Here is a 23,952-nt window from a genome sequence, read left to right on the forward strand (position 1 = left end):
AATTAAGTTATAAAAAGACACGCATGATAAAATACATTTTACCTACAACATGCGTGGTTTTTATTTAATCCTTACGCATAGACAACAGATGCTGTTTTAAATCTTGTTCCATATCATTTAATTCTCTTTCAGCTACTTGTCGTTTTTGACGTCCATCTTGTTGAATTCTTAAAGTCTGTTCAATAGTTTCAATGATATCATTTTGAGTTGTTTTAAGTGTTTCAATATCAACAACACCACGCTCGTTTTCTGTTGCTGTCTCAATTGCATTTTGTGTAAGCAAATCATTAGCTGAAACAGCATTTCTTTGTCTCATCAAAGTAAGGGCAATAACCATTTGATTTTTCCAGATGGGAATACTTGTTAAGATAGAACTTTGAATCTTTTCAGCAAGCGCTTAGTTAACATTCTGAATCATCCGAATTTGAGGTGCAGTTTGGATGGCAATTTGACGTGATAATTGTAAATTATAAATTCGTTTATCCAAACGGTCTACAAATTGCTCCATATCAGCAACAGCCTGAATGTCCATTTGGCTACCCATTTTACCCGTTTTGTAAACTTTTTCTTGTAATTTAGGAATCATTTCAATTTGAATTTCTTGTTTTTTCTCTTTGCTGCTTCAATATATAGTGTTACACCATCAAAATAATTTTTATTTTTCTTGTATAAACCATCTAATAATTCAACATTCTTGGTTAAATTTCCTTTATGTTTTTCTAATTGTATAGTTATACGATCAATTTGTGAACTTACAGATTGCATTCTCGAAAAAATTTCGTTTATTGATGCTTTCGTTCTTCTAAAGAAACGTTTCAATTTTGATTGTTTTTCAGGATTCAACTCGTTACGATTTACTGATTTTAACTTTCCCATTAATTGATTTAATACATCTCCAACAGGACCCATATCTTTCGATTGTACCTCATCTAACATTCGATGAGAAAATTGAGACATGTTTTGCTGTAGTTGAGTACCGAATTGTAGCAAGCCATCATGATCAAGAGGCTGAATTTGTTGGCTTATAGATTCAATCTTCTTTTTATCTTCATTACTTAACTGAGTTTTAAAATCCTCAACTATAGAAGGTTGGTTTGTCGATTGCTCTTCCATATATTGATCGAGTGGATGTGATTGATTACTACTTAATTCACGCGACATCTCATTCATCTCTCCATTCCCATTAAACATCTTTACGACGTTCTTGTTCTAATTTATTCAATTCCATTTCAATATCCAATCGTTCATAATCATCTTCATTTAGACGTTTTAAATCTGCAACCAAAGTCCTTTTTACTTCATCCAAAGTGATGCGAGTTTGTTCTAATTTCAATTTTTCTTGGTGCGTCTTACGTGACATGCGTGTTAATCGTGTATAGGCATCAACTAAATTTAGAGCATTATCTAAATGTGAGTAAAAGAAACTTTCAACTTTAAAGAACATCCCTGGTCGCTGTTTAATACTCATATAAATTGAGCGAGAAATACGATATATGTCATTGACCTGTCTAAAATCTTTAATAGAACGAACATTGATAAATGTTTTTAAAATATCTCTGATTTTACCATGCGCATGATTAAGTTGCGCTCTTACATATTTATAGTCTCTTCGTGATAACCCAATTTCATGAAGATATTTTCGTGAAGTGAGCCGTTGAGTAGGGAAGTATGATAAGAGAAATCCTCCCATTCCTATAAGTACATCTAAAATGAATGACACATCCCCCCATGCAAAAACAGTAACTAACCATGTGATAAAGGCTACTGGTATGCCCACTAACACTCCAAATATACGAGAAATGTTATATCTCAAGTGTCATCTTCCTTTATATTAAAGTCTAAATCGTCTTGAACTCAGTTAATAATTCATCTACATTTAAATCTTCTATATTATATGTTGAAACTGATGAGGCGGGTGATGCACCTTCAATTACTGATTGAGTGAATTGGTATAAAGCTTCATTTTCACCTTGCGCATATATATCTACATAATCATCTACATTTTGAACTGTCCCTTTAATATCATATTGATTTGCAATGCGTGCAGTATAAAATCTAAATCCTACACCTCGTACATTACCAAATACTTGTATATGTTTACGTTGCATAAAATCACCTCTTATATTTATTATACGTATTTTAATTGTAAAAAACTAATAATTACTATATAAATCATCGGCCATAAGTATGAGTCTTGAAACTTGATTTTGAACAATGAAAAGTTAAAATTGGTGTATAAGTTTGAAGGATGGAAGGGGAAATCAAAATGTGGACAGTTGCCAAGATTAGGGCTGACTACGAAGGCTGGTGGCTATTTGAAGACTGGCCTGAAAAGGTTGTCGAGCGTTTTAACTTTAACAGTTATGAAGATATGTTAAAGCAATATAGGCAATTGGTTTGTAAATGTAAAGAATGCTTTGACAATTATGTAGTAGGCAAGTATAACATTTATGCTTTTTATAATAATTGTGATTTAAATTATTGTGACGATTGTGAGGAGGATTTACAAATATTTTATAGTTTTATTATTTTAAAAAATAATGAGGTATATTTTAATCTTCCAAAAATTGATTAAATGATAATTTTCTATAATTGTATTGCAATTTAGCTATGACTAAACTATAATAATCATTAAGCAATTGTTTTATTCCATATTGCAAAGAATATTTGATTTTATAATACATATAAGGACACGTATTTTTTGTAATATGCGAATAATGCATATTGAAAGAATTTAGTCTTGGAGGTTTCAGAAATATGAAACAAGGTACAGTTAAGTGGTTTAATGCTGAAAAAGGTTTCGGCTTCATCGAAGTTGAAGGAGAAAACGACGTATTCGTACACTTCTCAGCAATCAACCAAGATGGTTACAAATCATTAGAAGAAGGTCAATCAGTTGAATTTGAAGTAGTTGAAGGCGATCGCGGTCCTCAAGCTGCAAACGTTGTTAAACTATAATAAATAGATTGTAGTAATTGACTTTAACTAACACCTTACAAAGCAGTAGGGTGTTTTTTATATTAATACATATAGTATATCAGAAAGAAATCGAAATTAATTTCTTTCTGTTTTTATGCTCAATACCAAAAATTATTAATTTGAATAAATAATAATTTTTGGTATACCTATGTTTTTTAAAATTAAACTCTCTAAACATCTTTCTTAATAAAATAGTCCTCAATATATTTTTATCAATTAAATAATAAAATTGTTTTTTTTTAATTTAATTGATAAGTAGGGGAAGTAGACAATATTATGCCAAATCATTTTAAATTATTAAAAGTTTTAATTGGTCGTTTTTCTTTTGGTTACCGTGGTCGTTTCATTAAATGATAAATTTAAAGCTAATTAATTTATTCATAACAATAATTATCATTATAGTATAAGCATAAGCATAAGAATATTAGTATACTTTAAATCATCCGAATATTCCGAATTTTTATCGCTGATTCTTGCTATTTTATTAAGTTTTATACTAATACCTATTTATCTCTCTTCAATATTTAATTATAAAACTGATCCACTTAAATTGTTATCTAAAAAATTTACTTTCATATTTTATAGTCTTATTAATTTTATTAGTCTATGTTGATGATTATCAGTTATTTTCATTTAATTTCTTTATAGCATTAATGGAAGAATTTTTATTTAGGAAAGTAATATTTAACATTTTGCTAAAAAGCTTCAGTTTAATAATTCCTATTTTTATTGGTTCTCTACTATTTGCATTAATCTTACATCTTAATGAGTCGCTGGTATCTAATCTATTAGTAAGATTTCCTTCAAGTATAATTCTGTATGTTATAAGATATAAATTCAAAATTAGTTTTTCAATTATCATTCATTGGATATATAACATTTTAACTGTAGTAATGAGGTGAAATTCATGAAGTCGATATTATTGTCCTTATTTTTAAACTTTGTATTTTTCTCAATTTTAGCACTTTTAGAATTACATATTGATGTTTACTTGGCAAATTTATTAATTATTTTAGTACCGTCTATTACATCAGCTATCTTAATTGCTTTTTCTTCAAAAATGAAGCTATATTTATAGTTAAATGTAATTAAAAACCTAATTTTTTACATTATCTATAGTATATATAATGCATCTTGATGGTTACTTATCCTACATCGATAGAGCACAAATCACTAGAAGTGATATTGAAATTAAAATTTCTCCAAATATGCTTGAATTATCTCACATAATCTTCTTTTTTTGTTTATTTAATACCTCAATTGATTGTATTTTTTATTAAATATAAAAAATATAAAACAGACGAAATTAATGCTAGAATTTAGAAATGTATATAAATCTTTTAAGAAAAAAAGTACTATGTGATGTTAATTTCAAATTATTAGCTAGTGAAATGGTGGGGCTCATAGGTTCTAGTGAAGCTGGAAAATCAACATTAATGAAACTAATAGCTAAAACTCAATTACCATCTCAAGGAAATGTTTATTTTAAAAATACGGATATAGATGACTCCCACAATATGATTAAAGATTTTTCTTTTATGATAGGGCAAATATATTACCCAGAGTTAAATGCAAGACAAAATATTGAAAATTACCTAAAAATTAATAATAAGATTAGCTATTCAAGCGAAATCCAAACAATGCTTAACATAGTAGGTTTAGAAGATAATGATAAGAAAGTTAAAAATTCTTCATATGGAATGAAACAAAGAGACTCTGTTTAGCTAGTTGTTTAATTACTCAACCAAAAGTAGCTATACTAGATGAGCCATTTTTAGGCCTAGATCTGTTAGGAGTAAGGGAATTAAATAATATAATTGAAAAGTTTTCAAAAGAAAAAAACACCTTATTTTTAATTTCCATCAGTTAAAATTGTGATAGATTTCTTTTATTAGAAAACCACCAAATTAAAGAAATTGACTTACATAATAAAATAATCACTCAGAAGTTAATATTCAAAAATTCTATAACCAATGCCTTAAAACTAAAAGCTAATTTCAATTTCATCAAAAAAATTGACGGAAATTCAATAACAATTATTAATTCGGATTTTATCCTCTTTTAATATTTCTAGCTGAATTACTTAATAGTAATTTCCCTTCATTATCAGCAACACAAACGAATAGCGTAAGTTTTTTAGAACTATTTAACGCAATATATGACACCCAACAAAAAGCTATGCTATCACTTATAATTGTTGAATATTTAGCATCTTTATCATTTTACAACGAAATTAGCACAGGAAGACTATTATTTTATAAGGATCAAAGTCGTTACAAAATTTTTAATTCTAAATTAATATCTATTATTCCTAGTTATTTCATGTTCTTATCCATTTTATTATTATCACAACGTTAGAAGTTTATTTGTTTTATGTTAACAATTATGAATACTCATCTCATTCTTTTCTGTTAAATAACTCAGAATTAAATCATACTCTAATCTTAAATCTTCTTGGAATCTTTTTAACTGATTTATTCTTAACATTTTATGTCGTTATTTTTTCTGTCAGATTTAATTCTGGAATAACTATTATAAGTATGATTTTATGTTATGTGCTCATAAAGATTACTGACAATATTAATAAAATCAAGTTTTTCCCTTCATAATTTACAAATTTAGATAGCGATAATAGTTTTATTTTCAACGTATCAGTAATGAGCACTATTACTATAGTTTATATAATAATTATTTATTTTTTAACAATTACGATATTCAGAAAAATTCAATTTTAAATCTTGTTTAATTTAAGTTAATTATAAAAATGCCCTGAACTGATGATGGTTAAACCTATCCAGGGCATTTTGCAAATCGTTTTTAATTAAATTAAAATCATAATATAGTAGGTGAGCTTTTTCCTCACTCATTTTTATTATTATTTCATATCATTAATAATTAGCTGTCTTAAAGATTGACGTTTAATCACTTCTCGTGCTTTACCATCCTTTAAGAAGAATACTGATGGCTTTTGCATTTGATTATAATTTGAAGCCATAGAATAATGGTATGCACCTGTAGATAAGATAGCTAAGTAGTCACCACGTTTAACCGATGATGGTAATTTGGCATTCTTGATAATAATGTCACCAGATTCACATAACTTTCCGGCAATCGTTACCGTATCATCAGTTTCTTCATGACGATTAACTAATAAAGCCTCGTACTGTGCACCGTATAAAGCTGTACGAATGTGATCACTCATACCACCATCAACAGACACATATTTATTCACTCCAGGTATTTCTTTAATCGTTCCAACCTCATATAAAGTAATACCTGCTTCTCCAACAATTGAACGACCAGGTTCAATACCAATTTCAGGGATGACATAATTTAATTGCTGTGCAGTTTCTTTAATTGCATCTGCAATTTCAGCGATGCCTGTTTCAATAGGGAAGCTCACATCACCCTCTACATATTTGATACCGAAACCTCCGCCAATGTTAAGTAATTCAACCTGTATATCATTTTCAGTTAACCATTTTAATACAAGTTTGGCAGTTTCAATCATAGCTTCAGTACCTTCAATTTGTGATCCCACATGGAAATGAATACCTTTTAAATTTAAACGCTGAGAAGCTTTGATGTTTTGGATTGCTTCAAGTGCTAATCCATGTTTAATTGAAAGGCCAAATTTACTATCTTCTTGTCCTGTTTGAATGAATTCATGAGTGTGTGCTTCTACACCTGGATTCACTCTTAAAACTACATTTACATCTTTACTTGCATATTTATCTATTAAGTCAATTTCTTCTAATGCATCAACAACTATATATCCTATATCATTTTCCAATGCATTTTGAATCTCACGTTTTGTTTTATTATTACCATGAAAATGAATACGGCTAGGATCAAATCCGGCTTCTAAGGCCGTATATAGTTCTCCTTCTGATACGACATCTAATTGTAAATCTTCTTCTTGAACTAATTTAATCATTTGAATACAAGTAAATGCTTTAGAAGCATAAGAAATATTATATTTTAAACCGCTTTTCTTGAATGCATCATGATATCGACGCATTTGGGTACGAATTTGATCTTCGTCATAAACAATAGTAGGGGTACCAAAACTTTGTGCTACAGTCTTTAAACTTGTACCTTCCATAGTTAATTCGCCATAATCATTATATTTGACCGCCATTTATATGTACTCCTTTATTAGAGAATCGTGATTCATAGCACTAAGTTGTTCAGAGTTAGCGCCTACACCTTTGAATGTATATTCATCAATGCGTATGTCGTTATTATATAATACTACCTCATCTTGTGGATGAACTTCATCATCAACTTCAACAAACATATGACTCATCATTAAAGCTTTTATAGGATAACGTTTACCATTAATGAGTACTTCGTGTTGGGCTCTAGATTTTAGAATACCATCACCATACCCAACGTCTACAACTGCTAAATGTGTGTAATCTTTTGTCACTTCATATGCGAAGCTGTATCCACAATAATCTCCCTTATTTACTTCGCGCACTTGAATAACATTGCTTTTAACTGTGAGAGATTGTTGAATTTCAGACTTATTCAATTTGCTATAAGGTCTAGATCCATACAATGCAATACCGACACGAGCATGAGTATGATGAGGAAGGACGATTTGACCTTCACGATAGTAGCTAGCACTATTTTGAGAATGAATCATATCAAATGTATAACCTTCATCAAGTAATATATTTAGAATATTCAACCAAGCTTCACGTTCAATACCATATTCCAGTACATCAAATTCATCTGCATAACCAAAGTGTGTCCACAAACCTGAAATGATCATTTTATTTTCACTTTTATTTTGAGCATCATTTTCCAATACTTCATGAAATTCATTTAAATCTTTAAAACCTGAACGATGTAAAAGATTCTCAAACTCTAAATGCACATGAATACTGCTCAAGTCGTCTTTATGATCATAATAGTACGATAAAGAGGGGAGTGTCATATGAATTTGGTACTTTCTAACAGTATCGAAATCATAAACTGCATTCATAAGAAAGATTGTCGCTTGTGGTGCTATCTCTCTGACGCGAACAGCTTCTTTTAAAGAAGTTGTACTAAATGTTTGAATACCAGCTTTTAAAAATTCTTTAACTGCAAATTCTAACCCATAATGATATGCATTATTTTTAACTACTGCCATTAAAGATTGATTATTTCTAACTTTTACAGCATTCTGATAAAACGCTTCTGTATCTACTGACCAAATTGCTGTCAATTCACTTACACCTCTTTATAATTACTTAATATTTGTTCATAATAATTTGCTACATCAATCAATACCTTTTCGTCGAAATTAAGATGAGATGTATGCAATCCTGTAACAAAACCTTTATCTTTGTTTTGAGTACCCACAAACGCAAAGTATGAAGGTGCGAGTTGTTGACCATAAAAACTAAAGTCCTCGCCAAATAAAAATGGTGTAGGTTTATCGATGACTTCTAAATTAGCGCCTTTTAATGCATTTTCAACGCTTTCTCGTAGCTTAGGACTATTTATAGTAGGTGGATAACCTTCTTCAAATTTAACTTGACACTCAACATTAAAAAGAAGTTGCACACTTTCAGCAATTTTATTCATTTGATGTTTAACTACAATAAGATCATCTAGATCATAGGTACGAATCGTTCCTTCTAGATAACCGTGACTTGGAACAGTATTAATAGCTTCACCAGCTTCAAAGTGACCCATATGAACAATATTTCGTTTTAATCCATTAAGATGGTACTGTTGAATTTGTCCTACTTGTGCTAAAACATGTTGCAGTGCTTCACCACAAGAATGTCCTTGTTCTTTATCTGCGACATGACTAGACAAACCATTTAAGTAAAAACGATATTCAGTCGCACTCGCCGTTATTTCTTCATCCCGAATAACAACTTTGCCTTCTTCTGTAAATGGATTTACATGAATACCATATACTGCTTCGATGGGATATTTCTTAAAGGCACCAGCTTTAATTAAACGGTTGGCACCACCGCCAGTTTCTTCAGCAGGTTGGAAGATAAACACTACATTATGAGGTAGCTCATCTTTATCGGCCATTGCTTTACAACGTTTTACAAACAACATTAAAGCTGAGGTATGACCGTCATGTCCACATGCATGCATCACATTATCCGTCTTACTTCTATAATCGATGTTATTTTCCTCAAAAATAGGTAAGGCATCAATATCAGCACGAAAGGCGATTGTATGATTGCTATTACCTTCTAAATATGCAATTGCTCCAGTGTCGAGAGGGCAATCATATGGGACACCCAAATCATCAAGAAACCGTGTAATATATTTTGTAGTTTCAAATTCATGTAAACTTAATTCTGAATTTTGATGTAAATGTCTTCTATGTTTTGTAACAAATTCTAATTCATTCATCTTAATCATCCCTTATATAAAATTGATTTCATTTATTATGTATTAAAACATTGTTCATTCTTCTTATAATAAAAAGGTGAAACAAATAAGTGAACTTCCTAACATGCGTGTTCATCTGAATCATTTGCTTCAACCTTAATCATTCATTTATTTGAAAACGACTCATCAATAACTATCCATTAATCATTTAACTTTCTTAAAGCTGAGACAATTTCACGTTTAGAGTCTTCAACTTCTGAGGTTTGTTTAATGACTTTAGCAGGTGTACCAGCAACTACTGCACCAGCTGGAACATCTTGAGTAACGATTGCACCAGCAGCTACAATTGCGCTTTCACCAACGCGCACACCTTCAAGAATAACTGCATTAGCTCCAATTAAAACATTGTCTTCAATAATAACTGGTGAAGCACTAGGTGGCTCAATGACTCCAGCTAACACTGCGCCGGCGCCTACATGAACATTTTTACCAGTAGTAGCTCGGCCTCCTAAAGTTGCGTTCATATCAATCATTGTACCTTCACCAACAACTGCGCCAATATTGACTGTTGCACCCATCATTACAACTGCACCATCTTCAATAATAGCTTGTTCACGAATAAAAGCACCAGGCTCAATTCGTGCATTCGTATTTGTTAAATCTTGAAGTGGAATTGCTGAATTGCGTCGATCCATTTCAATTTCTACATCTTGAATTTTAGATTGATGTTGTTCATAAAACGGTTTCCAGTCATCCGCTTCACAGAAAATCACCTTAGATTCTTCTGAACCAAATATTTTAAAACTTTCTGAAAATGTCACACCTTCAAAGTTTCCATTTACATATACTTTTAACGGTGTAGATTTTTTTGCATCACTAATATATTGAACAATTTCTTGAGCAGATAAATGTTGTACCATAATTTGAATTTCTCCTTTGTTTAAAGTTTATAAATTATCAAATGTGTAATATCCGTTATCTTTATGAATTAATTTTTCAGCAGCACCAATTGCACCATTAGCGAAAATATCTTTAGATTGCGCCTTATGTGATATAGTTATTATTTCATCAGTACCAGCAAATAAAATATCATGTTCACCAACAATTGTGCCTCCGCGAACGCTATGAATACCGATTTCATTTTTTGAACGCTTTTCAGTTTTCTCATGACGCTCATAAACGGGTGTCACTGAATCTCTTAGTTCCTTGATGACGTCGTATAGCTTCACTAATGTTCCACTAGGAGCATCTACCTTTTGATTGTGATGGGCTTCAGTTAGTTCAATATCAAAATCTTGAAGTAGGGGAACCGCAGTTTCTAAAATTTTAGTGAGTGCGTGTATACCATAACTCATATTTGCACTAAAGAATACTGGCATATGCTGACCTAATTGATTTAATTTTTGAATGAGTGTATACTTTTCACCGGTTGTAGCAATCACTAATGGTAAATTAAACGACTCATCTAATAATGGAAATAGTAGTTCTGGATTAGAGAAGTCAATGGCAACATCTGCTACATCTTGCACTTTTGCAATACTTTCATAATGTGTATATGGCGTCGAATCTTTTGGAGAACGATCAATCAGGCCAACGATTTCATGTCCTTTTTCTTCTGCTAATCTTGCTACACGTTGATTCATCGCACCATAGCCTATAAGTAATATCTTCATTAATGTTCACCTGCTTTGAACTGATCGTAAGTTTGCTCTAAAACTTTGCGCTCTGCATCCTCTAAAGGTACAAGAGGTAATCGTACTTCATATTTACCAAATCCTAGATGAGCCGTTAACACTTTTATAGGAATAGGGTTAACATCAACTGATAATGAATTGAGTAATTGATCGATGAGTTCGAATTGACTTGAAATATTTTCTCCACTTTGTTTTGCGTCATATAAATTTTGGAATTCTTTTGGAATAACATTTGCAATAACAGAAATGACGCCTTTACCCCCACGTTGATAGAATTCAGCAACATTGTCATCATTACCGCTATATAAAGCAAAATCATCTTCATTAATACGTTTTTTAACTTCTTCCATATAGTCGAAATCATTCGTCGCATCTTTAAGAGCAACAATATATTCATTATGACTAAGCGTTTCTACAGTTTCCGCTTCAATAGTCATATTCGTACGAGAAGGCACGTTATATAATACAACTGGCAATTTCACTTCATTTGCAATTGTTTCAAAATGTTTAATCAAGCCACGTTGATTCGTTTTATTATAGTAAGGTGTGATAAGCATAATTGCATCTGCACCAATTTCTTTAGCCTTTTGTGATGACTCTATTGATTTTTGAGTATTATTAGTACCAGTGCCAGCAATAATAGGAACACGTTTATCAACTATGTTTACAACAGTTTTAAGCACTTGTTCTTTTTCTTGATCAGTTAAAGTAGGGCTTTCTGCTGTAGTTCCGTTAACTATAATAGCTTGTGTATCGTTGTCTAATAAAAATTGTACATGTCTTTCTAATACGTCATAATCAACTTTATTATTTGTAAAAGGTGTAGCTAGTGCTACGCCAACGCCTTCAAACATGTGAGTCATATTATTGTTCTCCTTTCATTTTTAAAACTTGTTCTAGTACTTGAACTGCATTTAATGCTGCACCTTTAAGTAAATTGTCTGATGTACACCATACATGGAAAGAGTTGTCTAATGAATCATCTTTTCTGATACGACCAACAAAGACCTCATCTTTACCTGTAGAATGAATTGCTAAAGGATACTCATTGTTCTCTGGATTATCTACAAGAACAACCCTGTCGTCTTGATTAAATAATTTTTGAATATCTTTAACGTTAGCTTCTTTATCTAAAGTAACGTCAATTTCAATACTGTGACTGTCTTGAACTGGTACACGTACACAAGTGGCAGTTACTTTCAATTCTTTATCGTCTAAAATTTTTCTTGTTTCATCAATCATTTTTTGTTCTTCTTTGGTATAACCATTTTCTAGAAAAACATCGATGTGAGGTAAAACGTTGTTATAAATAGGATGAGGATAAGCTTCTGGTGCTTTACAGTTAGCGTCTTCAGATAAATCTCTTTTACCCTTGATACCAGAACCCGAAACAGCTTGATATGTTGTATAAGCAACACGTTTTAAGCCATATGTATCTTGTAAAATTTTAAGTGGTACGACAGATTGGATTGTTGAACAATTAGGATTAGCAATGATTCCACGTGTTAATTTAGGTTCATTAACTTCTGGTACGATTAAATCTACATCTTCCGTCATTCTCCATTGACTTGAGTTGTCAATTACAATTGCACCCGCTTGTTCAAATAGTGGGGCGAAATGTTCACTAGTACCTCCTCCAGCACTCATTAGCACGTAATCGAAATGTTCACTTGCTGCTTCATCTGTTAACTCTTGAACTGTGTATGTTTGTCCTTGAAATTCTACTTGCTTGCCAGATGAACGCGCTGATGAGAAAAGCACTAATTCGTCGAAAGGAATATGCTTACGATCCAAAGTTTCTAACATTTTTGTTCCTACTAATCCTGTTGCTCCGGCTACTGCTAATCTTGTCATAATAAAGTCACTCCATTTGTAATATTGGTAATATTTTGAAAATTTATAATAAATATATCACATGATTATTAAATATCGAAAGCACTGTATAATTCTTCGACCGCTTTTTGACCATTTTCAGCATCAATGACAAAAGTATACAAAAAGAGCAAGTTCGGAATGAGCGAACTTGCTCTACATTTATGTACAAGTGATGCACTCCATTATTTAAAAATAATGACAAACTTATAGCTCTTAACCATAAAGTCCAACGACCCATAACTGCTATTATGAGTTGTTTCGGCATCTCACCCTTTCAATTTCAGTTGCTAGCAGACAATTTTCTAAAATTTACTCATGATCGATGCGCCTCATCTAAATCTTATTTAATTGATATGGTTTCATTATACATAGAGCACATATATCTGTAAACCAAAATGTTAGATTTTTAAAAATATACAGAAAATTTAAGTGTATTTTATTATTAAAAATCACTTTTTATACAATACACTTACAAAAGATGAGTCAAAAATAACGAATACAAATAAAATTAAACCTGACCTTAAAAGGAATCTAATCTTCTAAGACCATGTTTAAATAAAACTATTTATTACTGATTACTTTGTAGAACACCAATTTCTTGCAAGTATTCTTCATAAGGAACCTCTTTAGATAAGGCACCTTGTTGATTTAAATCAATGACACGATTGGCAATCGTATTGATAAATTCAAAATCATATGAAGTAAAGATGATTGAACCTTTAAATAATTTTAAACCATCATTCACTGCAGTAATACTTTCCAAATCCAAATGATTTGTGAGTTCGTCTAATAATAGTACGTTTGCACTCGATAACATCATCTTACTAAGCATACAACGAACTTTTTCACCACCAGATAACACGCTGGCTTTTTTCTTAACTTCTTCACCGCTAAATAACATACGACCTAAGAAACCACGTAAAAACGTTTCAGTTTGCTCATCCTCTGGAGCATATTGACGTAACCATTCAACTAAATTCATATTTACATTATCAAAAAATTCAGAGTTATCCTTAGGGAAGTAACTTAATGATGTCGTCACACCCCATTTAAAATTTCCTTCATCAGGTTCCATTTCACCAGCTAAAATTTTTAATAATGTAGTCTTTGCAATTTCACTATCTCCAATAAGAATCGCTTTATTATTAGGATTCATTGTGAATGAAATGTTATCTAACACTTTCTCACCATCGATTGTTTTAGAAAGATTTTCAACAGTAAGCAAATCATTCCCAATTTCACGTTCAGGTGTGAATTTCACATAAGGATATCTTCTTGATGATGGTTGAATATCATCTAACTCAATTTTTTCTAATTGTTTCTTACGACTTGTTGCTTGTTTTGATTTAGATGCATTAGCTGAGAAACGCGCGATGAAATCCTGTAATTCTTTCATTTTTTCTTCTTTTTTCTTATTCTGTTCTTGAGCCATTTTTTGAGCTAATTGACTAGATTGATACCAAAAATCATAGTTTCCAACATAAAGTTTAATTTTACCGAAATCTAAATCAGCAATATGTGTACATACATTATTTAGGAAATGACGGTCGTGTGAAACAACGATAACTGTATTATCAAAGTTGATTAAGAAATCTTCTAGCCAACTTATTGCAGGAATATCTATACCGTTAGTAGGCTCATCAAGTAGCAATACATCAGGATCACCAAATAAACTTTGCGCAAGTAATACTTTAACCTTTTGATTATTTTCAAGTTCAGCCATCTTTTTATCATGTAAATTAGTTTGAATACCTAAGCCAGATAATAGATTAGCAGCATCTGCTTCAGCATTCCAACCATTCATCTCTGCAAATTCTCCCTCAAGTTCAGCAGCACGAATACCATCTTCATCACTGAAATCAGGTTTCATATAAATCTCATCTTTTTCTTTCATCACTTCATATAAACGCTCATGACCCTTAATAACAACATCTAATACACGTTCGTCTTCATAAGCAAAGTGATTTTGTTTTAATACTGCAAGGCGCTCATCTTTACCTAGTGTCACGTGTCCAGTTTGTGAGTCAATTTCACCTGATAGAATCTTTAAAAATGTTGATTTACCGGCGCCATTCGCACCAATCAAGCCATAACAATTACCCTCAGTAAATTTGATATTTACATCTTCAAATAGTTTACGATCGCCAAAGCGTAAACTTACATCAGTTACTTGTATCATTCATTTGCTCCTTTACCGTTATTCTAACTCAGAAATTATATCATATAATAGTAGGAGTTTCGACCTCGCTGATATAGTAATGATAGAATGTTTAACTCATGTTATAATTGAAAAGAATTTTATCGACACGGCTCATGTTTATTTAATTAAAAGTAACTAATTAAATAAAAAAAGCAAATAAAATTGATTAATAAAAGATTAAGGAGAATAGAATGGCGCTAGATAAAGATATTATAGGTTCAATAGAATTTTTAAAGGTTACAGGTTTGCAAGGTTCAACTTACTTGTTAAAAGGACCCAATGGTGAGGATGTTAAACTTAATCAATCAGAAGTCACTGAAGAAGATGATTTTGAAATCGGAGAGGAATATAGCTTCTTTATTTATCCCAACCGCTCAAGTGAGTTATTTGCAACTCAAAATATGCCTGACGTTACTAAAGATAAGTACGATTTTGCTAAAGTCATTAAAACTGACAGAGATGGCGCACATATCGATGTAGGATTACCACGTGAAATTCTAGTACCATGGGAGGATTTACCTAAACTAAAACAATTATGGCCAGAAGCTGGGGACTATTTATTAGTAACTTTAAGAATTGACAGCAACAATCAAATGTTTGGAAGACTTGCTAGTGAAACAATCGTTGAAAAGAGGTATACACCAGTACAAGATGATAGTAAACAAAACGAACATATTAATGCACGAGCTTATAGACTGTTAAGAGTAGGTAGTTTCTTACTTAGTGATGAAGGTTATAAAATCTTTGTCCATAAATCTGAACGAAAAGAAGAGCCCCGCTTAGGTGAAGAAATAGAAGTACGTATTATCGGTCACAATGAAAAGGGTGAATTAAATGGCTCATTTTTACCATTAGCACATGAACGACTCGATGATGATGGTCAAGTTATTTTTGATTTACTCATTAAATATAATGGAGAACTGCCATTTTGGGATAAATCAAGTCCAGATGCAATTAAAGAAGTATTTAATATGAGTAAAGGTTCTTTTAAACGTGCCATTGGACATTTATATAAGGAAAAGATTATTAATATTGAAATAGGTAAGATTACTCTAACTAAAAAAGGTTGGAGTCGTGTCAAAGATTAGAAAATGATGAATTTTTCAAGATTATGATTTCAAGAGTCTGCTTTCTAGTAATAGAGGGTAGACTTTTTTATGTGTTAGTTTATTTCTAAGAGTTTTTGATCCAACTAAAATATTTGTGGGCATTAATATGAGTTTGTCCGACAACAAATTCTAATAAAAAGCACAACATTGTCTTGAAATAATCATTAAATAGGTATGGTTCACTATCTTTTCTTGTAATCACTTTTTTAAGTAGAATAACACCAGTCATTTTCACATATAGTAATAATCAATTTCCTAATTATTCAGCATAACTCTCACTTATCCTCTCTATAATTGCCAATATAAAATTTTTCTATTTCTATATAAAGTAGAACAAATCAATACTTATACATTCTTAACAAAACATTTACAATTACTCTATTTTTAATTAACAAAAGGTCTGTATCATGAAAACTGTAAGAAATACATATACCATTAGGTTATTTATATTTAGGAGGATGTTTCAATGAAAAAGTGGCAATTAGTCGGTACTACTGTATTAGGAGCTTCGGTTTTACTTGGCGCTTGTGGCGGTAATAATGGAGGTTCTGGAAGTGGAAGCGATCTTAAAGGATCTGCAAAAGGTGAAGGTTCATCAACAGTAGCTCAAATCGTTGAAAAATTAAACGAAAAATGGGCTAAGGATCATAAAGATGCTAAAATTTCTTCTGGTCAAGCAGGTACAGGTGCTGGATTCCAAAAATTCATTGCTGGCGAAACTGATTTCTCAGACGCTTCAAGACCTATTAAAGACGAAGAAAAGAAAAAATTAGAAGATAAAGGTATTAAATACCACGAATTCAAAATTGCACAAGACGGTGTAACTATCGCAGTTAACAAAGACAATGACTTTGTTAAAGAATTAACTAAATCACAATTAAAAGAAATTTACTCTGGTAAAGCTAAAACATGGAAAGATGTTAACTCTAGCTGGCCAGATAAAAAAATTAATGCTGTATCACCTAACTCAAGTCATGGTACTTACGACTTCTTCGAAGAGGAAGTAATGGACAAACAAGATATCAAAGCTGAGAAAAATGCTGATACTAACGCAATCGTATCTTCTGTAACTAAAAATAAACAAGGTATCGGTTACTTCGGTTACAACTTCTACGAACAAAATAAAGACAAATTAAAAGAAGTTAAAATCAAAGACGATAACGGTAAAGTTACTGAACCAACTAAGAAAACAATCCAAAATGCTTCATATGCTTTAAGTAGACCATTATTCATCTACGTTAAAGACAAATCATTAAAAGACAATAAAGTAATGTCAGAATTCATGAAATTTGTACTTAAAGATAAAGGTCAATCAGCTGAAGATGCAGGTTATGTAGCTTCACCTAAGAAAACCTACAAATCTGAGTTAAAAGATTTAAACAAATACTTAGATAAACATCAAAAATCAGACGACAAAAAGTCTGATAAAAAATCAGACGATAAATAAAACTCACTGATGTATTAAATACTGAGAATTGGGAATTTTCGAAAGGTGTACGACAAGGTGGTGTGATACCACTTTGTCTGTTCTTTTCAGCTTTAGGAATGAAATTGAGTTGTCATATGATAAAGATGAATTGAACTCAACTATTTCCTCGAGTAATTCCCAATCTTTTTTTAATTATTTTGGGAGATAAGAAAGAGGGTTTTACATGGCTTCACAAACGAATGTTAGGGAAATGATAGCCAAGAATAATGACAAAAAGGGAGGGGCAAGTGATAAAATTGTTCCTATCATCCTAGGTATTATTTCAGCTATTTCAATCTTAACTACAATTGCTATTTTGTTCACTTTACTCACAGAGACAATTACTTTCTTCATACGTGTACCAATCTCTAAATTCTTTTTATCTGGAACGTGGAATCCTACAGGTTCATCACCACAATATGGTATTTGGGCACTTATCATTGGTACATTAAAAATCACGATTATTGCCACTATTGTAGCCGTACCAATTGGTCTAGGTGCAGCCATTTATCTAAATGAATATGCATCTGATAGAGCACGTAGAATTATCAAACCTATTCTAGAAATATTAGCAGGAATACCAACAATTGTATTCGGTTTTTTTGCATTAACTTTTGTTACTCCTATATTAAGAAATATTATTCCAAATTTAGGAGAATTTAACTCTATTAGTCCTGGTATTGTCGTAGGTATCATGATTGTTCCTATGATTACAAGTATGAGTGAAGATGCAATGTCTTCTGTACCAGATAAAATTCGTGAAGGTGCTTTTGGATTAGGTGCAACTAAATTTGAAGTTGCTACTAAGGTGGTTTTACCTGCAGCAACATCGGGAGTAGTAGCTTCAATCGTATTAGGTATCTCAAGAGCCATTGGTGAAACGATGATTGTGTCATTAGCAGCTGGTAGTTCTCCAACATCCTCATTAAGTTTAACTAGTTCTATACAAACAATGACTGGTTATATTGTAGAAATTGCTACAGGAGATGCCCCCTTCGGATCAGATATCTATTACAGTATCTATGCTGTTGGATTTACATTATTCATCTTCACATTAATCATGAACTTATTGTCACAATGGATTTCTAAACGTTTCAGAGAGGAGTATTAATATGGTGACAACTAATTCAGCAAATAAAACATTGATTAATAAGAAGTCGGTTGAAAAAAATATTTCTTCTCGCGATAAGAAAAATAGTATTAACAAGTGGTTATTCTTTCTCTGTACGTTAATTGGTTTAGTAGTATTAATTGCTTTATTAGCACAAACAATTATAAAAGGTGCAGGACATCTAACACCTGAATTCTTCACTAATTTTTCATCTTCTACACCTGCAGATGCTGGAATTAAAGGAGCTTTAGTTGGTACAATTTGGCTAATTTTAAGTATTATTCCCATTACAATTATTTTAGGAATTGGAACAGCTATTTACTTAGAAGAATATGCGAGAGACAATGTTTTCACTCAAATTGTTAAGGTAAGTATTTCAAACTTAGCAGGTGTACCTTCAATTGTATTTGGTTTACTGGGATACACATTATTTGTAGGAGCAGCTGGTATGGGTAACAGTGTTTTAGCAGCAGCGTTAACAATGTCGTTACTTATCTTACCTGTCATCATTGTTTCGAGCCAAGAAGCAATCAGAGCTGTTCCTGGTTCAGTAAGAGAAGCATCATATGGCCTTGGTGCAAATAAATGGCAAACAATTAGAAGAGTTGTATTACCAGCAGCGTTACCTGGTATTTTAACAGGTTTCATTTTATCTTTATCTCGTGCGTTAGGAGAAACAGCTCCACTTGTTGTTATCGGTGTTCCAACTATCTTATTAGCTACACCTAACAGTATATTAGATCAATTCTCTGCATTGCCAACTCAGATTTACGCTTGGGCTAAAATGCCACAAGCAGAATTCCAAAATGTTGCATCAGCTGGAATTATCGTATTACTAGTAATCTTGCTACTTATGAATGCTGTAGCCATATTATTACGTAATAAGTTTAGTAAAAAGTTCTAATCAGACATAAGGGAAAATGTTATTGAAATGTGATAAAGATAAAAACTCATTAAGTTTATCCTGAGCTCACTATATGTAGAAGGAGTTTTTAATTATGGCTAATTCACAAGTCGCGGAAAAAAATAAATTAGATGAGCAGACTGACAAAAACAATAGTTCTGTATCTACCATTGTCACTACTGAAAACGACAAAAAGAATACTACTCCAGATAGCGAAAAGAAAATTGTTTATTCTACTCAGAATTTAGATTTATGGTACGGTAAAAATCATGCACTACAAAACATCAATTTAGACATTCTAGAAAACAATGTTACTGCTATTATTGGCCCTTCAGGTTGTGGTAAATCAACATACATTAAAACTTTAAATAGAATGGTTGAATTAGTACCTTCAGTTAAAACTGCTGGTAAGATATTATACCGCGACCAAAATATTTTTGATTCAAAATATTCTAAAGAGAAATTAAGAACAAACGTTGGAATGGTCTTCCAACAACCAAATCCATTCCCTAAATCAATTTATGATAATATCACTTATGGACCTAAAACACATGGTATTAAAAACAAAAAAATACTAGATGAAATTGTAGAAAAATCACTACGTGGCGCAGCAATATGGGATGAATTAAAAGATCGTTTGCACACAAATGCATATGGCTTATCAGGGGGACAACAACAACGTGTTTGTATCGCAAGATGTTTAGCGATTGAACCCGATGTTATTTTAATGGATGAGCCTACATCTGCATTAGATCCTATTTCAACTTTAAGAGTTGAAGAGCTAGTTCAAGAATTAAAACAAAATTATTCAATTATCATGGTTACACATAATATGCAACAAGCTGCACGTGTTTCTGATAAAACAGCATTCTTCCTCAATGGTTATGTAAATGAATATGACGACACTGACAAAATCTTCTCTAATCCTTCTGATAAACAAACAGAAGATTACATTTCAGGTCGTTTCGGATAAAACTAAATGGCAATTATTAGGCAAAAATACGAAGGCCAGCTAGATGAGTTAATCAAAGATTTACGACGTCTAGGTCTTCGTGTTTATCTTAATATTAATAACGCGTTAGTGTCGTTGGGTGAAGAAAAGAGAGCACTTGCTAGAGAAACCATTGAAAAAGATAAAGAAATTAACCAGTTAGATTATGAAATAAACGAAAAAGTAATAATGTTAATTACAAAACAGCAACCTATAGCTACAGATTTACGAATGATGATGGCGGCATTAAAAATTTCAACTGACTTTGAACGAATGGGAGATAACGCAGCGAGTATTGCTCATATACGCTTAAGAGTTAAAATAAATGACGATTATGTCTTTACACGCCTAAAAACAATGGGGAAATTAGCTATGCTCATGCTCGAAGACTTAAATCATGCAATTAAAAATGAAGATTTACCTCTTATCAGAGAAATTATCGAAAGAGATGAAGATATTGATGATTTATACGTTAATATTGTCAATACGACCTATTTAATAGATAATGATCCTTTTGTCGCAGGGCAAGCTCATCTAGCTGCACGACATCTTGAACGTATTGGAGATCACGTAAGTAATGTCGCTGAAAGCGTTTATTACTATTTAACCGGTCAACATTTTGAAAGATTTGAATAACCAAAACTTATTATTGTAAAACTAATATAAATAAGACAGTACTCCTAAATAATTAAAGCCTCAAATGGAAACCTTGATGGCTATCACATAGTAGGTTTCATTCGGGGCTTTTTATATACTTTTTTAAAATCAGTACTCTGATTCAATTTGATTTGTTAAATGTTCTAATTCATCAACTAAATCTGAAATATATTTAATTGTTGCTTTTAACGGTGCATCAGTAGTAATGTCTACGCCGGCTATTTGAGCAAGCTCAACTGGTGATTTGCTGCCACCTGCTTTGAGTGTTTCCAACCAACGATCTACAGCAGGTTGTCCTTCATTTTTAATCTTCTGAGAAACAACTGTACCAATCGTTAAACCTGCAGAATAAGTGTAAGAGTATAATCCCATATAATAATGTGGTTGTCTCATCCATGTTAATTCAACACCATCTGTCATTTCTACAGCATTACCAAAGAATTTTTCATACGTATTCAACATAATTTGATTAAGAAGTGAAGCAGTCAGTGATTCTCCTTGGTCGACACGTTGATAAACTTCACGCTGATAAGCTGCTTCTAATAAATGTGTAACCATATTATGATAATACGTTCTAGAGAGGATTGTCCCAATGACCCAACGTTTAAATTTCGGATCTTGACTACTATTAAATAAATAATTAGACATCAACATTTCATTCATCGTGGATGGCGCTTCTACAAAATACATTGAGGCTTCAGACTCTAATAAGTTCTGATGATTCTGTGCTAGTGTGAAATGACCAGCATGACCTAATTCATGAGCAAGTACAAACGTTTCTGCCATCTTTCCAGTCCATGAAATAAACACATATGAATGTGTATAATAAGGACTCGCACAATAGGCGCCTGTATCTTTCCCTTTGTTCTGAGCAAAATCAATCCAACGTTGACTGTAAGCTGACTCTAGCATTTTCACGTAATCTTCGCCAAGAACATTTAACGCACCATAAATATAGTCTTTTGATTCCTCAATCGAAATATCTGGCTCATAGCTAGGATCTAAAGATATCTTCAAATCCTCAAAGCGTATTTTATCGAGACCATGTACACGTTGAATAAGCTTTGCGTATTTTTGCATAACTGGCGCTAAATCGCTCATTATGACATCAATTTGTCTATCAAACAAGTCACGAGATACTGCTTGTTCTTGAAGAAGATAATCTATAACAGAATCATAACCACGTAAATCCGCTTCAATCTTTTCTTGTTGTACTTGCATATTATAAGTTGCTGCAGTGGTGTGTTGATATTTACGAATAGCAGTACTAAATGCCTTAAAACTTTTGCGTCTAAATTCCGGATCTGGATTATCTTCATATTCATTTTCAAAAGTTGCATAATCTAAAGGATATGTTACACCCGCGTGTTCAAATGATTCAAAATCAATATCTAAACTTTTAGTTGTTCCATACAATTCAAAAGGACTTCTTAAAGTAGGGGTTAATATTGCTAATACCTGTTCAACATCTATAAACAATTGATATGGTTTACGGTCTTGTAATTGTTTAATGAAATGTGGATAGTTCGAATTTTGTTTTAATTCATTAAATGCACTATCGGATAATCCTAATATTTCAGAGTCCACAAAAGATAATAGACCAGCTATTTTACCTGAGGTCGTATTAAGTTTTGCATTAACCCTTTGAGCGTCTTCATTACCTGTATCGACACTTACTCTAAGTTCTGGATAATTATATAAACGATCTAGTTGAATTAAAATATCTTCATACTCTTTCAAAGCTTCCTCAATGATTTCGATATGATTAAGCTTTTTGTAGTATTTCTTATTAAAGTCTTTAGATGATTGTAATACATGTTCTAATGTGTGATAAAAATCATCATCACTCGTGAACAAATCCTTTAAATTCCATTTCTTATCAGTAGGGACATCTTTTCTTAAAGGTAATCCTTGTGTCATACTTACCACTCCTTTATCCATCGTTAAATTTCATTATACTAAAATCAACAATGATTCTCATAATGAAAGGTCAGTAGCAGGGGATTAATTGTTTATGAAACTTAGCGAAAGGGAATATACAAATTATTATAATTATTAAACTTAACTTTATTGATTGTTTAATTACTATATTTTAAAATTGTTACTACTCAAGTCTGAATAATTATTTAATGTTAAATAGTATAATAGTATTTAAATTTAGGTAATAGGAGCACGTATAATGACAATATTTGATATGCCTAATTATTTATGGATAACCATCCTATCAATGATTGTGTTAACAGTATTTTGTACATTAGTTTTACATAAATGGTTTCAAGCAGCAGTGATTACTTTTGTAGTATTAGCTATACTTGCCTTTTTCATTCCTAATTTCCAAGATATTTCATATCAACCTTTACTTGGATATGCTGCATTTTTAGGAATTATGAGTTTAATTACAAGTTTCCTACTGTGGTATTTTACAAGAAATTGGAGACGGGAACGTAATAAGATTAAACTGGAAAAAGAACTTCGTAAATATGATACCGACAACGATGATATGCCTCGACGTAGTTATAAATAACATTTTATTTAAACTCAACTTTGTTATAGTTAAGACAAGGTTGAGTTTTTCATTTAAAAATTCTAAATACTCACTGTAGCTTTTAC

General features: G+C 31.7%; 21 protein-coding genes, 4 pseudogenes and 1 riboswitch. Of the genes and pseudogenes, 13 read left to right on the top strand and 12 right to left on the bottom strand.

Annotated features, from left to right (window positions below; genetic code table 11):
* Positions 1-64: 64 nt before the first annotated feature.
* The 3 genes and pseudogenes from DYE57_RS06760 to DYE57_RS06770 form a co-directional block, all read right to left on the bottom strand.
* Positions 65-1,161 (bottom strand): annotated as a pseudogene (locus DYE57_RS06760) (toxic anion resistance protein).
* Between the two features lie 22 nt (positions 1,162-1,183).
* Complete coding sequence (locus DYE57_RS06765) at positions 1,184-1,813, bottom strand: 5-bromo-4-chloroindolyl phosphate hydrolysis family protein (protein WP_115313378.1); 630 nt, start codon at positions 1,811-1,813, stop codon at positions 1,184-1,186.
* A gap of 25 nt (positions 1,814-1,838) precedes the next feature.
* Positions 1,839-2,108 (bottom strand): acylphosphatase, encoded by a 270-nt coding sequence (locus DYE57_RS06770; RefSeq protein WP_115313379.1) that lies wholly within the window; start codon positions 2,106-2,108, stop codon positions 1,839-1,841.
* A gap of 158 nt (positions 2,109-2,266) precedes the next feature.
* Between DYE57_RS06770 and msaA the strand changes: the two genes are divergently transcribed.
* The 6 genes and pseudogenes from msaA to DYE57_RS06805 all read left to right on the top strand — a co-directional run bounded on the left by msaA (position 2,267) and on the right by DYE57_RS06805 (position 5,714).
* On the top strand, positions 2,267-2,575 hold the full coding sequence (gene msaA, locus DYE57_RS06775) for a regulatory protein MsaA (protein WP_115313380.1): 309 nt from the start codon (positions 2,267-2,269) through the stop codon (positions 2,573-2,575).
* A 182-nt stretch (positions 2,576-2,757) separates the two neighbouring features.
* Positions 2,758-2,958, top strand: coding sequence for a cold shock protein CspA (gene cspA / locus DYE57_RS06780; RefSeq protein ID WP_002433901.1), 201 nt, complete (start codon positions 2,758-2,760; stop codon positions 2,956-2,958).
* 371 nt (positions 2,959-3,329) lie between these two features.
* Positions 3,330-3,881, top strand: a pseudogene (locus DYE57_RS12835) (CPBP family intramembrane glutamic endopeptidase).
* Between the two features lie 5 nt (positions 3,882-3,886).
* Positions 3,887-4,302 (top strand): annotated as a pseudogene (locus DYE57_RS06795) (Msa family membrane protein).
* A 2-nt stretch (positions 4,303-4,304) separates the two neighbouring features.
* Complete coding sequence (locus DYE57_RS12840; RefSeq protein ID WP_420802094.1) at positions 4,305-4,703, top strand: ATP-binding cassette domain-containing protein; 399 nt, start codon at positions 4,305-4,307, stop codon at positions 4,701-4,703.
* Between the two features lie 242 nt (positions 4,704-4,945).
* Positions 4,946-5,714: pseudogene (locus DYE57_RS06805) on the top strand (hypothetical protein).
* Between the two features lie 140 nt (positions 5,715-5,854).
* Here DYE57_RS06805 and lysA read toward each other — a convergent pair.
* From lysA to DYE57_RS06845, 8 genes are all read right to left on the bottom strand, one after another.
* The gene (gene lysA / locus DYE57_RS06810) at positions 5,855-7,120 is read right to left on the bottom strand and encodes a diaminopimelate decarboxylase (protein ID WP_115313381.1); all 1,266 of its coding nucleotides are present in this window, start codon (positions 7,118-7,120) and stop codon (positions 5,855-5,857) included.
* Positions 7,121-8,197 carry an alanine racemase gene (locus DYE57_RS06815; protein ID WP_115313382.1) on the bottom strand — a complete coding sequence of 359 codons (1,077 nt, stop codon included), beginning with the start codon at positions 8,195-8,197 and terminating at the stop codon, positions 7,121-7,123.
* Between the two features lie 5 nt (positions 8,198-8,202).
* Complete coding sequence (locus tag DYE57_RS06820) at positions 8,203-9,354, bottom strand: amidohydrolase (protein ID WP_115313383.1); 1,152 nt, start codon at positions 9,352-9,354, stop codon at positions 8,203-8,205.
* Positions 9,355-9,533: 179 nt separating this feature from the next.
* Complete coding sequence (dapD, locus tag DYE57_RS06825) at positions 9,534-10,253, bottom strand: 2,3,4,5-tetrahydropyridine-2,6-dicarboxylate N-acetyltransferase (RefSeq protein WP_115313384.1); 720 nt, start codon at positions 10,251-10,253, stop codon at positions 9,534-9,536.
* A 27-nt stretch (positions 10,254-10,280) separates the two neighbouring features.
* Complete coding sequence (dapB, locus tag DYE57_RS06830; protein ID WP_115313385.1) at positions 10,281-11,006, bottom strand: 4-hydroxy-tetrahydrodipicolinate reductase; 726 nt, start codon at positions 11,004-11,006, stop codon at positions 10,281-10,283.
* Positions 11,006-11,890, bottom strand: coding sequence for a 4-hydroxy-tetrahydrodipicolinate synthase (gene dapA, locus DYE57_RS06835; RefSeq protein ID WP_115313386.1), 885 nt, complete (start codon positions 11,888-11,890; stop codon positions 11,006-11,008). The genes dapB and dapA overlap by 1 nt, the downstream gene beginning before the upstream one ends.
* Position 11,891: 1 nt before the next feature.
* Positions 11,892-12,881: an aspartate-semialdehyde dehydrogenase gene (locus DYE57_RS06840; protein ID WP_115313387.1), complete on the bottom strand. Its 990-nt coding sequence runs from the start codon at positions 12,879-12,881 to the stop codon at positions 11,892-11,894.
* Positions 12,882-13,066: 185 nt separating this feature from the next.
* Positions 13,067-13,243: riboswitch (Lysine riboswitch) on the bottom strand.
* 227 nt (positions 13,244-13,470) lie between these two features.
* Entirely contained in the window at positions 13,471-15,081 is a 1,611-nt protein-coding gene (locus DYE57_RS06845) for an ABC-F family ATP-binding cassette domain-containing protein (protein ID WP_115313388.1), read from the bottom strand.
* Between the two features lie 212 nt (positions 15,082-15,293).
* Here DYE57_RS06845 and cvfB point away from each other — a divergent pair, with 212 nt between their 5' ends.
* From cvfB to phoU, 6 genes are all read left to right on the top strand, one after another.
* Entirely contained in the window at positions 15,294-16,190 is an 897-nt protein-coding gene (gene cvfB / locus DYE57_RS06850; RefSeq protein WP_115313389.1) for an RNA-binding virulence regulatory protein CvfB, read from the top strand.
* Positions 16,191-16,677: 487 nt separating this feature from the next.
* Positions 16,678-17,658: a PstS family phosphate ABC transporter substrate-binding protein gene (locus tag DYE57_RS06855; protein ID WP_115313390.1), complete on the top strand. Its 981-nt coding sequence runs from the start codon at positions 16,678-16,680 to the stop codon at positions 17,656-17,658.
* 205 nt (positions 17,659-17,863) lie between these two features.
* Positions 17,864-18,790 carry a phosphate ABC transporter permease subunit PstC gene (gene pstC, locus DYE57_RS06860; RefSeq protein WP_115313391.1) on the top strand — a complete coding sequence of 309 codons (927 nt, stop codon included), beginning with the start codon at positions 17,864-17,866 and terminating at the stop codon, positions 18,788-18,790.
* Between the two features lies 1 nt (position 18,791).
* Positions 18,792-19,694: a phosphate ABC transporter permease PstA gene (pstA, locus tag DYE57_RS06865; protein WP_115313392.1), complete on the top strand. Its 903-nt coding sequence runs from the start codon at positions 18,792-18,794 to the stop codon at positions 19,692-19,694.
* 94 nt (positions 19,695-19,788) lie between these two features.
* Positions 19,789-20,667, top strand: coding sequence for a phosphate ABC transporter ATP-binding protein PstB (gene pstB / locus DYE57_RS06870; RefSeq protein ID WP_115313393.1), 879 nt, complete (start codon positions 19,789-19,791; stop codon positions 20,665-20,667).
* Positions 20,668-20,673: 6 nt separating this feature from the next.
* Positions 20,674-21,321, top strand: a complete 648-nt coding sequence (gene phoU, locus DYE57_RS06875; RefSeq protein WP_115313394.1) for a phosphate signaling complex protein PhoU — start codon at positions 20,674-20,676, stop codon at positions 21,319-21,321.
* 129 nt (positions 21,322-21,450) lie between these two features.
* On the opposite strand, the gene pepF is transcribed toward phoU, so the two are convergent.
* Complete coding sequence (gene pepF / locus DYE57_RS06880) at positions 21,451-23,262, bottom strand: oligoendopeptidase F (RefSeq protein ID WP_115313395.1); 1,812 nt, start codon at positions 23,260-23,262, stop codon at positions 21,451-21,453.
* 259 nt (positions 23,263-23,521) lie between these two features.
* On the opposite strand from pepF, the gene DYE57_RS06885 reads away from it, so the two are divergent.
* Positions 23,522-23,866 carry a hypothetical protein gene (locus DYE57_RS06885; protein WP_115313396.1) on the top strand — a complete coding sequence of 115 codons (345 nt, stop codon included), beginning with the start codon at positions 23,522-23,524 and terminating at the stop codon, positions 23,864-23,866.
* Positions 23,867-23,952: the final 86 nt, after the last annotated feature.

It is taken from the genome of Staphylococcus saccharolyticus (assembly GCF_900458815.1).
In the GTDB taxonomy this organism is placed as follows: domain Bacteria; phylum Bacillota; class Bacilli; order Staphylococcales; family Staphylococcaceae; genus Staphylococcus; species Staphylococcus saccharolyticus.

Excerpts from the sequence above, each read along its gene's own strand:
- dapD (WP_115313384.1), bottom strand. The coding sequence starts at position 10,253 with ATGGTACAACATTTATCTGCTCAAGAAATTGTTCAATATATTAGTGAT.
- DYE57_RS06845 (WP_115313388.1), bottom strand. The coding sequence starts at position 15,081 with ATGATACAAGTAACTGATGTAAGTTTACGCTTTGGCGATCGTAAACTA.
- DYE57_RS06840 (WP_115313387.1), bottom strand. The coding sequence starts at position 12,881 with ATGACAAGATTAGCAGTAGCCGGAGCAACAGGATTAGTAGGAACAAAA.
- DYE57_RS06885 (WP_115313396.1), top strand. The coding sequence starts at position 23,522 with ATGACAATATTTGATATGCCTAATTATTTATGGATAACCATCCTATCA.
- dapB (WP_115313385.1), bottom strand. The coding sequence starts at position 11,006 with ATGAAGATATTACTTATAGGCTATGGTGCGATGAATCAACGTGTAGCA.
- pepF (WP_115313395.1), bottom strand. The coding sequence starts at position 23,262 with ATGACACAAGGATTACCTTTAAGAAAAGATGTCCCTACTGATAAGAAA.
- pstC (WP_115313391.1), top strand. The coding sequence starts at position 17,864 with ATGGCTTCACAAACGAATGTTAGGGAAATGATAGCCAAGAATAATGAC.
- DYE57_RS12840 (WP_420802094.1), top strand. The coding sequence starts at position 4,305 with ATGTATATAAATCTTTTAAGAAAAAAAGTACTATGTGATGTTAATTTC.
- DYE57_RS06820 (WP_115313383.1), bottom strand. The coding sequence starts at position 9,354 with ATGAATGAATTAGAATTTGTTACAAAACATAGAAGACATTTACATCAA.
- lysA (WP_115313381.1), bottom strand. The coding sequence starts at position 7,120 with ATGGCGGTCAAATATAATGATTATGGCGAATTAACTATGGAAGGTACA.
- msaA (WP_115313380.1), top strand. The coding sequence starts at position 2,267 with ATGTGGACAGTTGCCAAGATTAGGGCTGACTACGAAGGCTGGTGGCTA.
- cspA (WP_002433901.1), top strand. The coding sequence starts at position 2,758 with ATGAAACAAGGTACAGTTAAGTGGTTTAATGCTGAAAAAGGTTTCGGC.
- pstA (WP_115313392.1), top strand. The coding sequence starts at position 18,792 with ATGGTGACAACTAATTCAGCAAATAAAACATTGATTAATAAGAAGTCG.
- DYE57_RS06770 (WP_115313379.1), bottom strand. The coding sequence starts at position 2,108 with ATGCAACGTAAACATATACAAGTATTTGGTAATGTACGAGGTGTAGGA.
- phoU (WP_115313394.1), top strand. The coding sequence starts at position 20,674 with ATGGCAATTATTAGGCAAAAATACGAAGGCCAGCTAGATGAGTTAATC.
- DYE57_RS06855 (WP_115313390.1), top strand. The coding sequence starts at position 16,678 with ATGAAAAAGTGGCAATTAGTCGGTACTACTGTATTAGGAGCTTCGGTT.
- dapA (WP_115313386.1), bottom strand. The coding sequence starts at position 11,890 with ATGACTCACATGTTTGAAGGCGTTGGCGTAGCACTAGCTACACCTTTT.
- cvfB (WP_115313389.1), top strand. The coding sequence starts at position 15,294 with ATGGCGCTAGATAAAGATATTATAGGTTCAATAGAATTTTTAAAGGTT.
- pstB (WP_115313393.1), top strand. The coding sequence starts at position 19,789 with ATGGCTAATTCACAAGTCGCGGAAAAAAATAAATTAGATGAGCAGACT.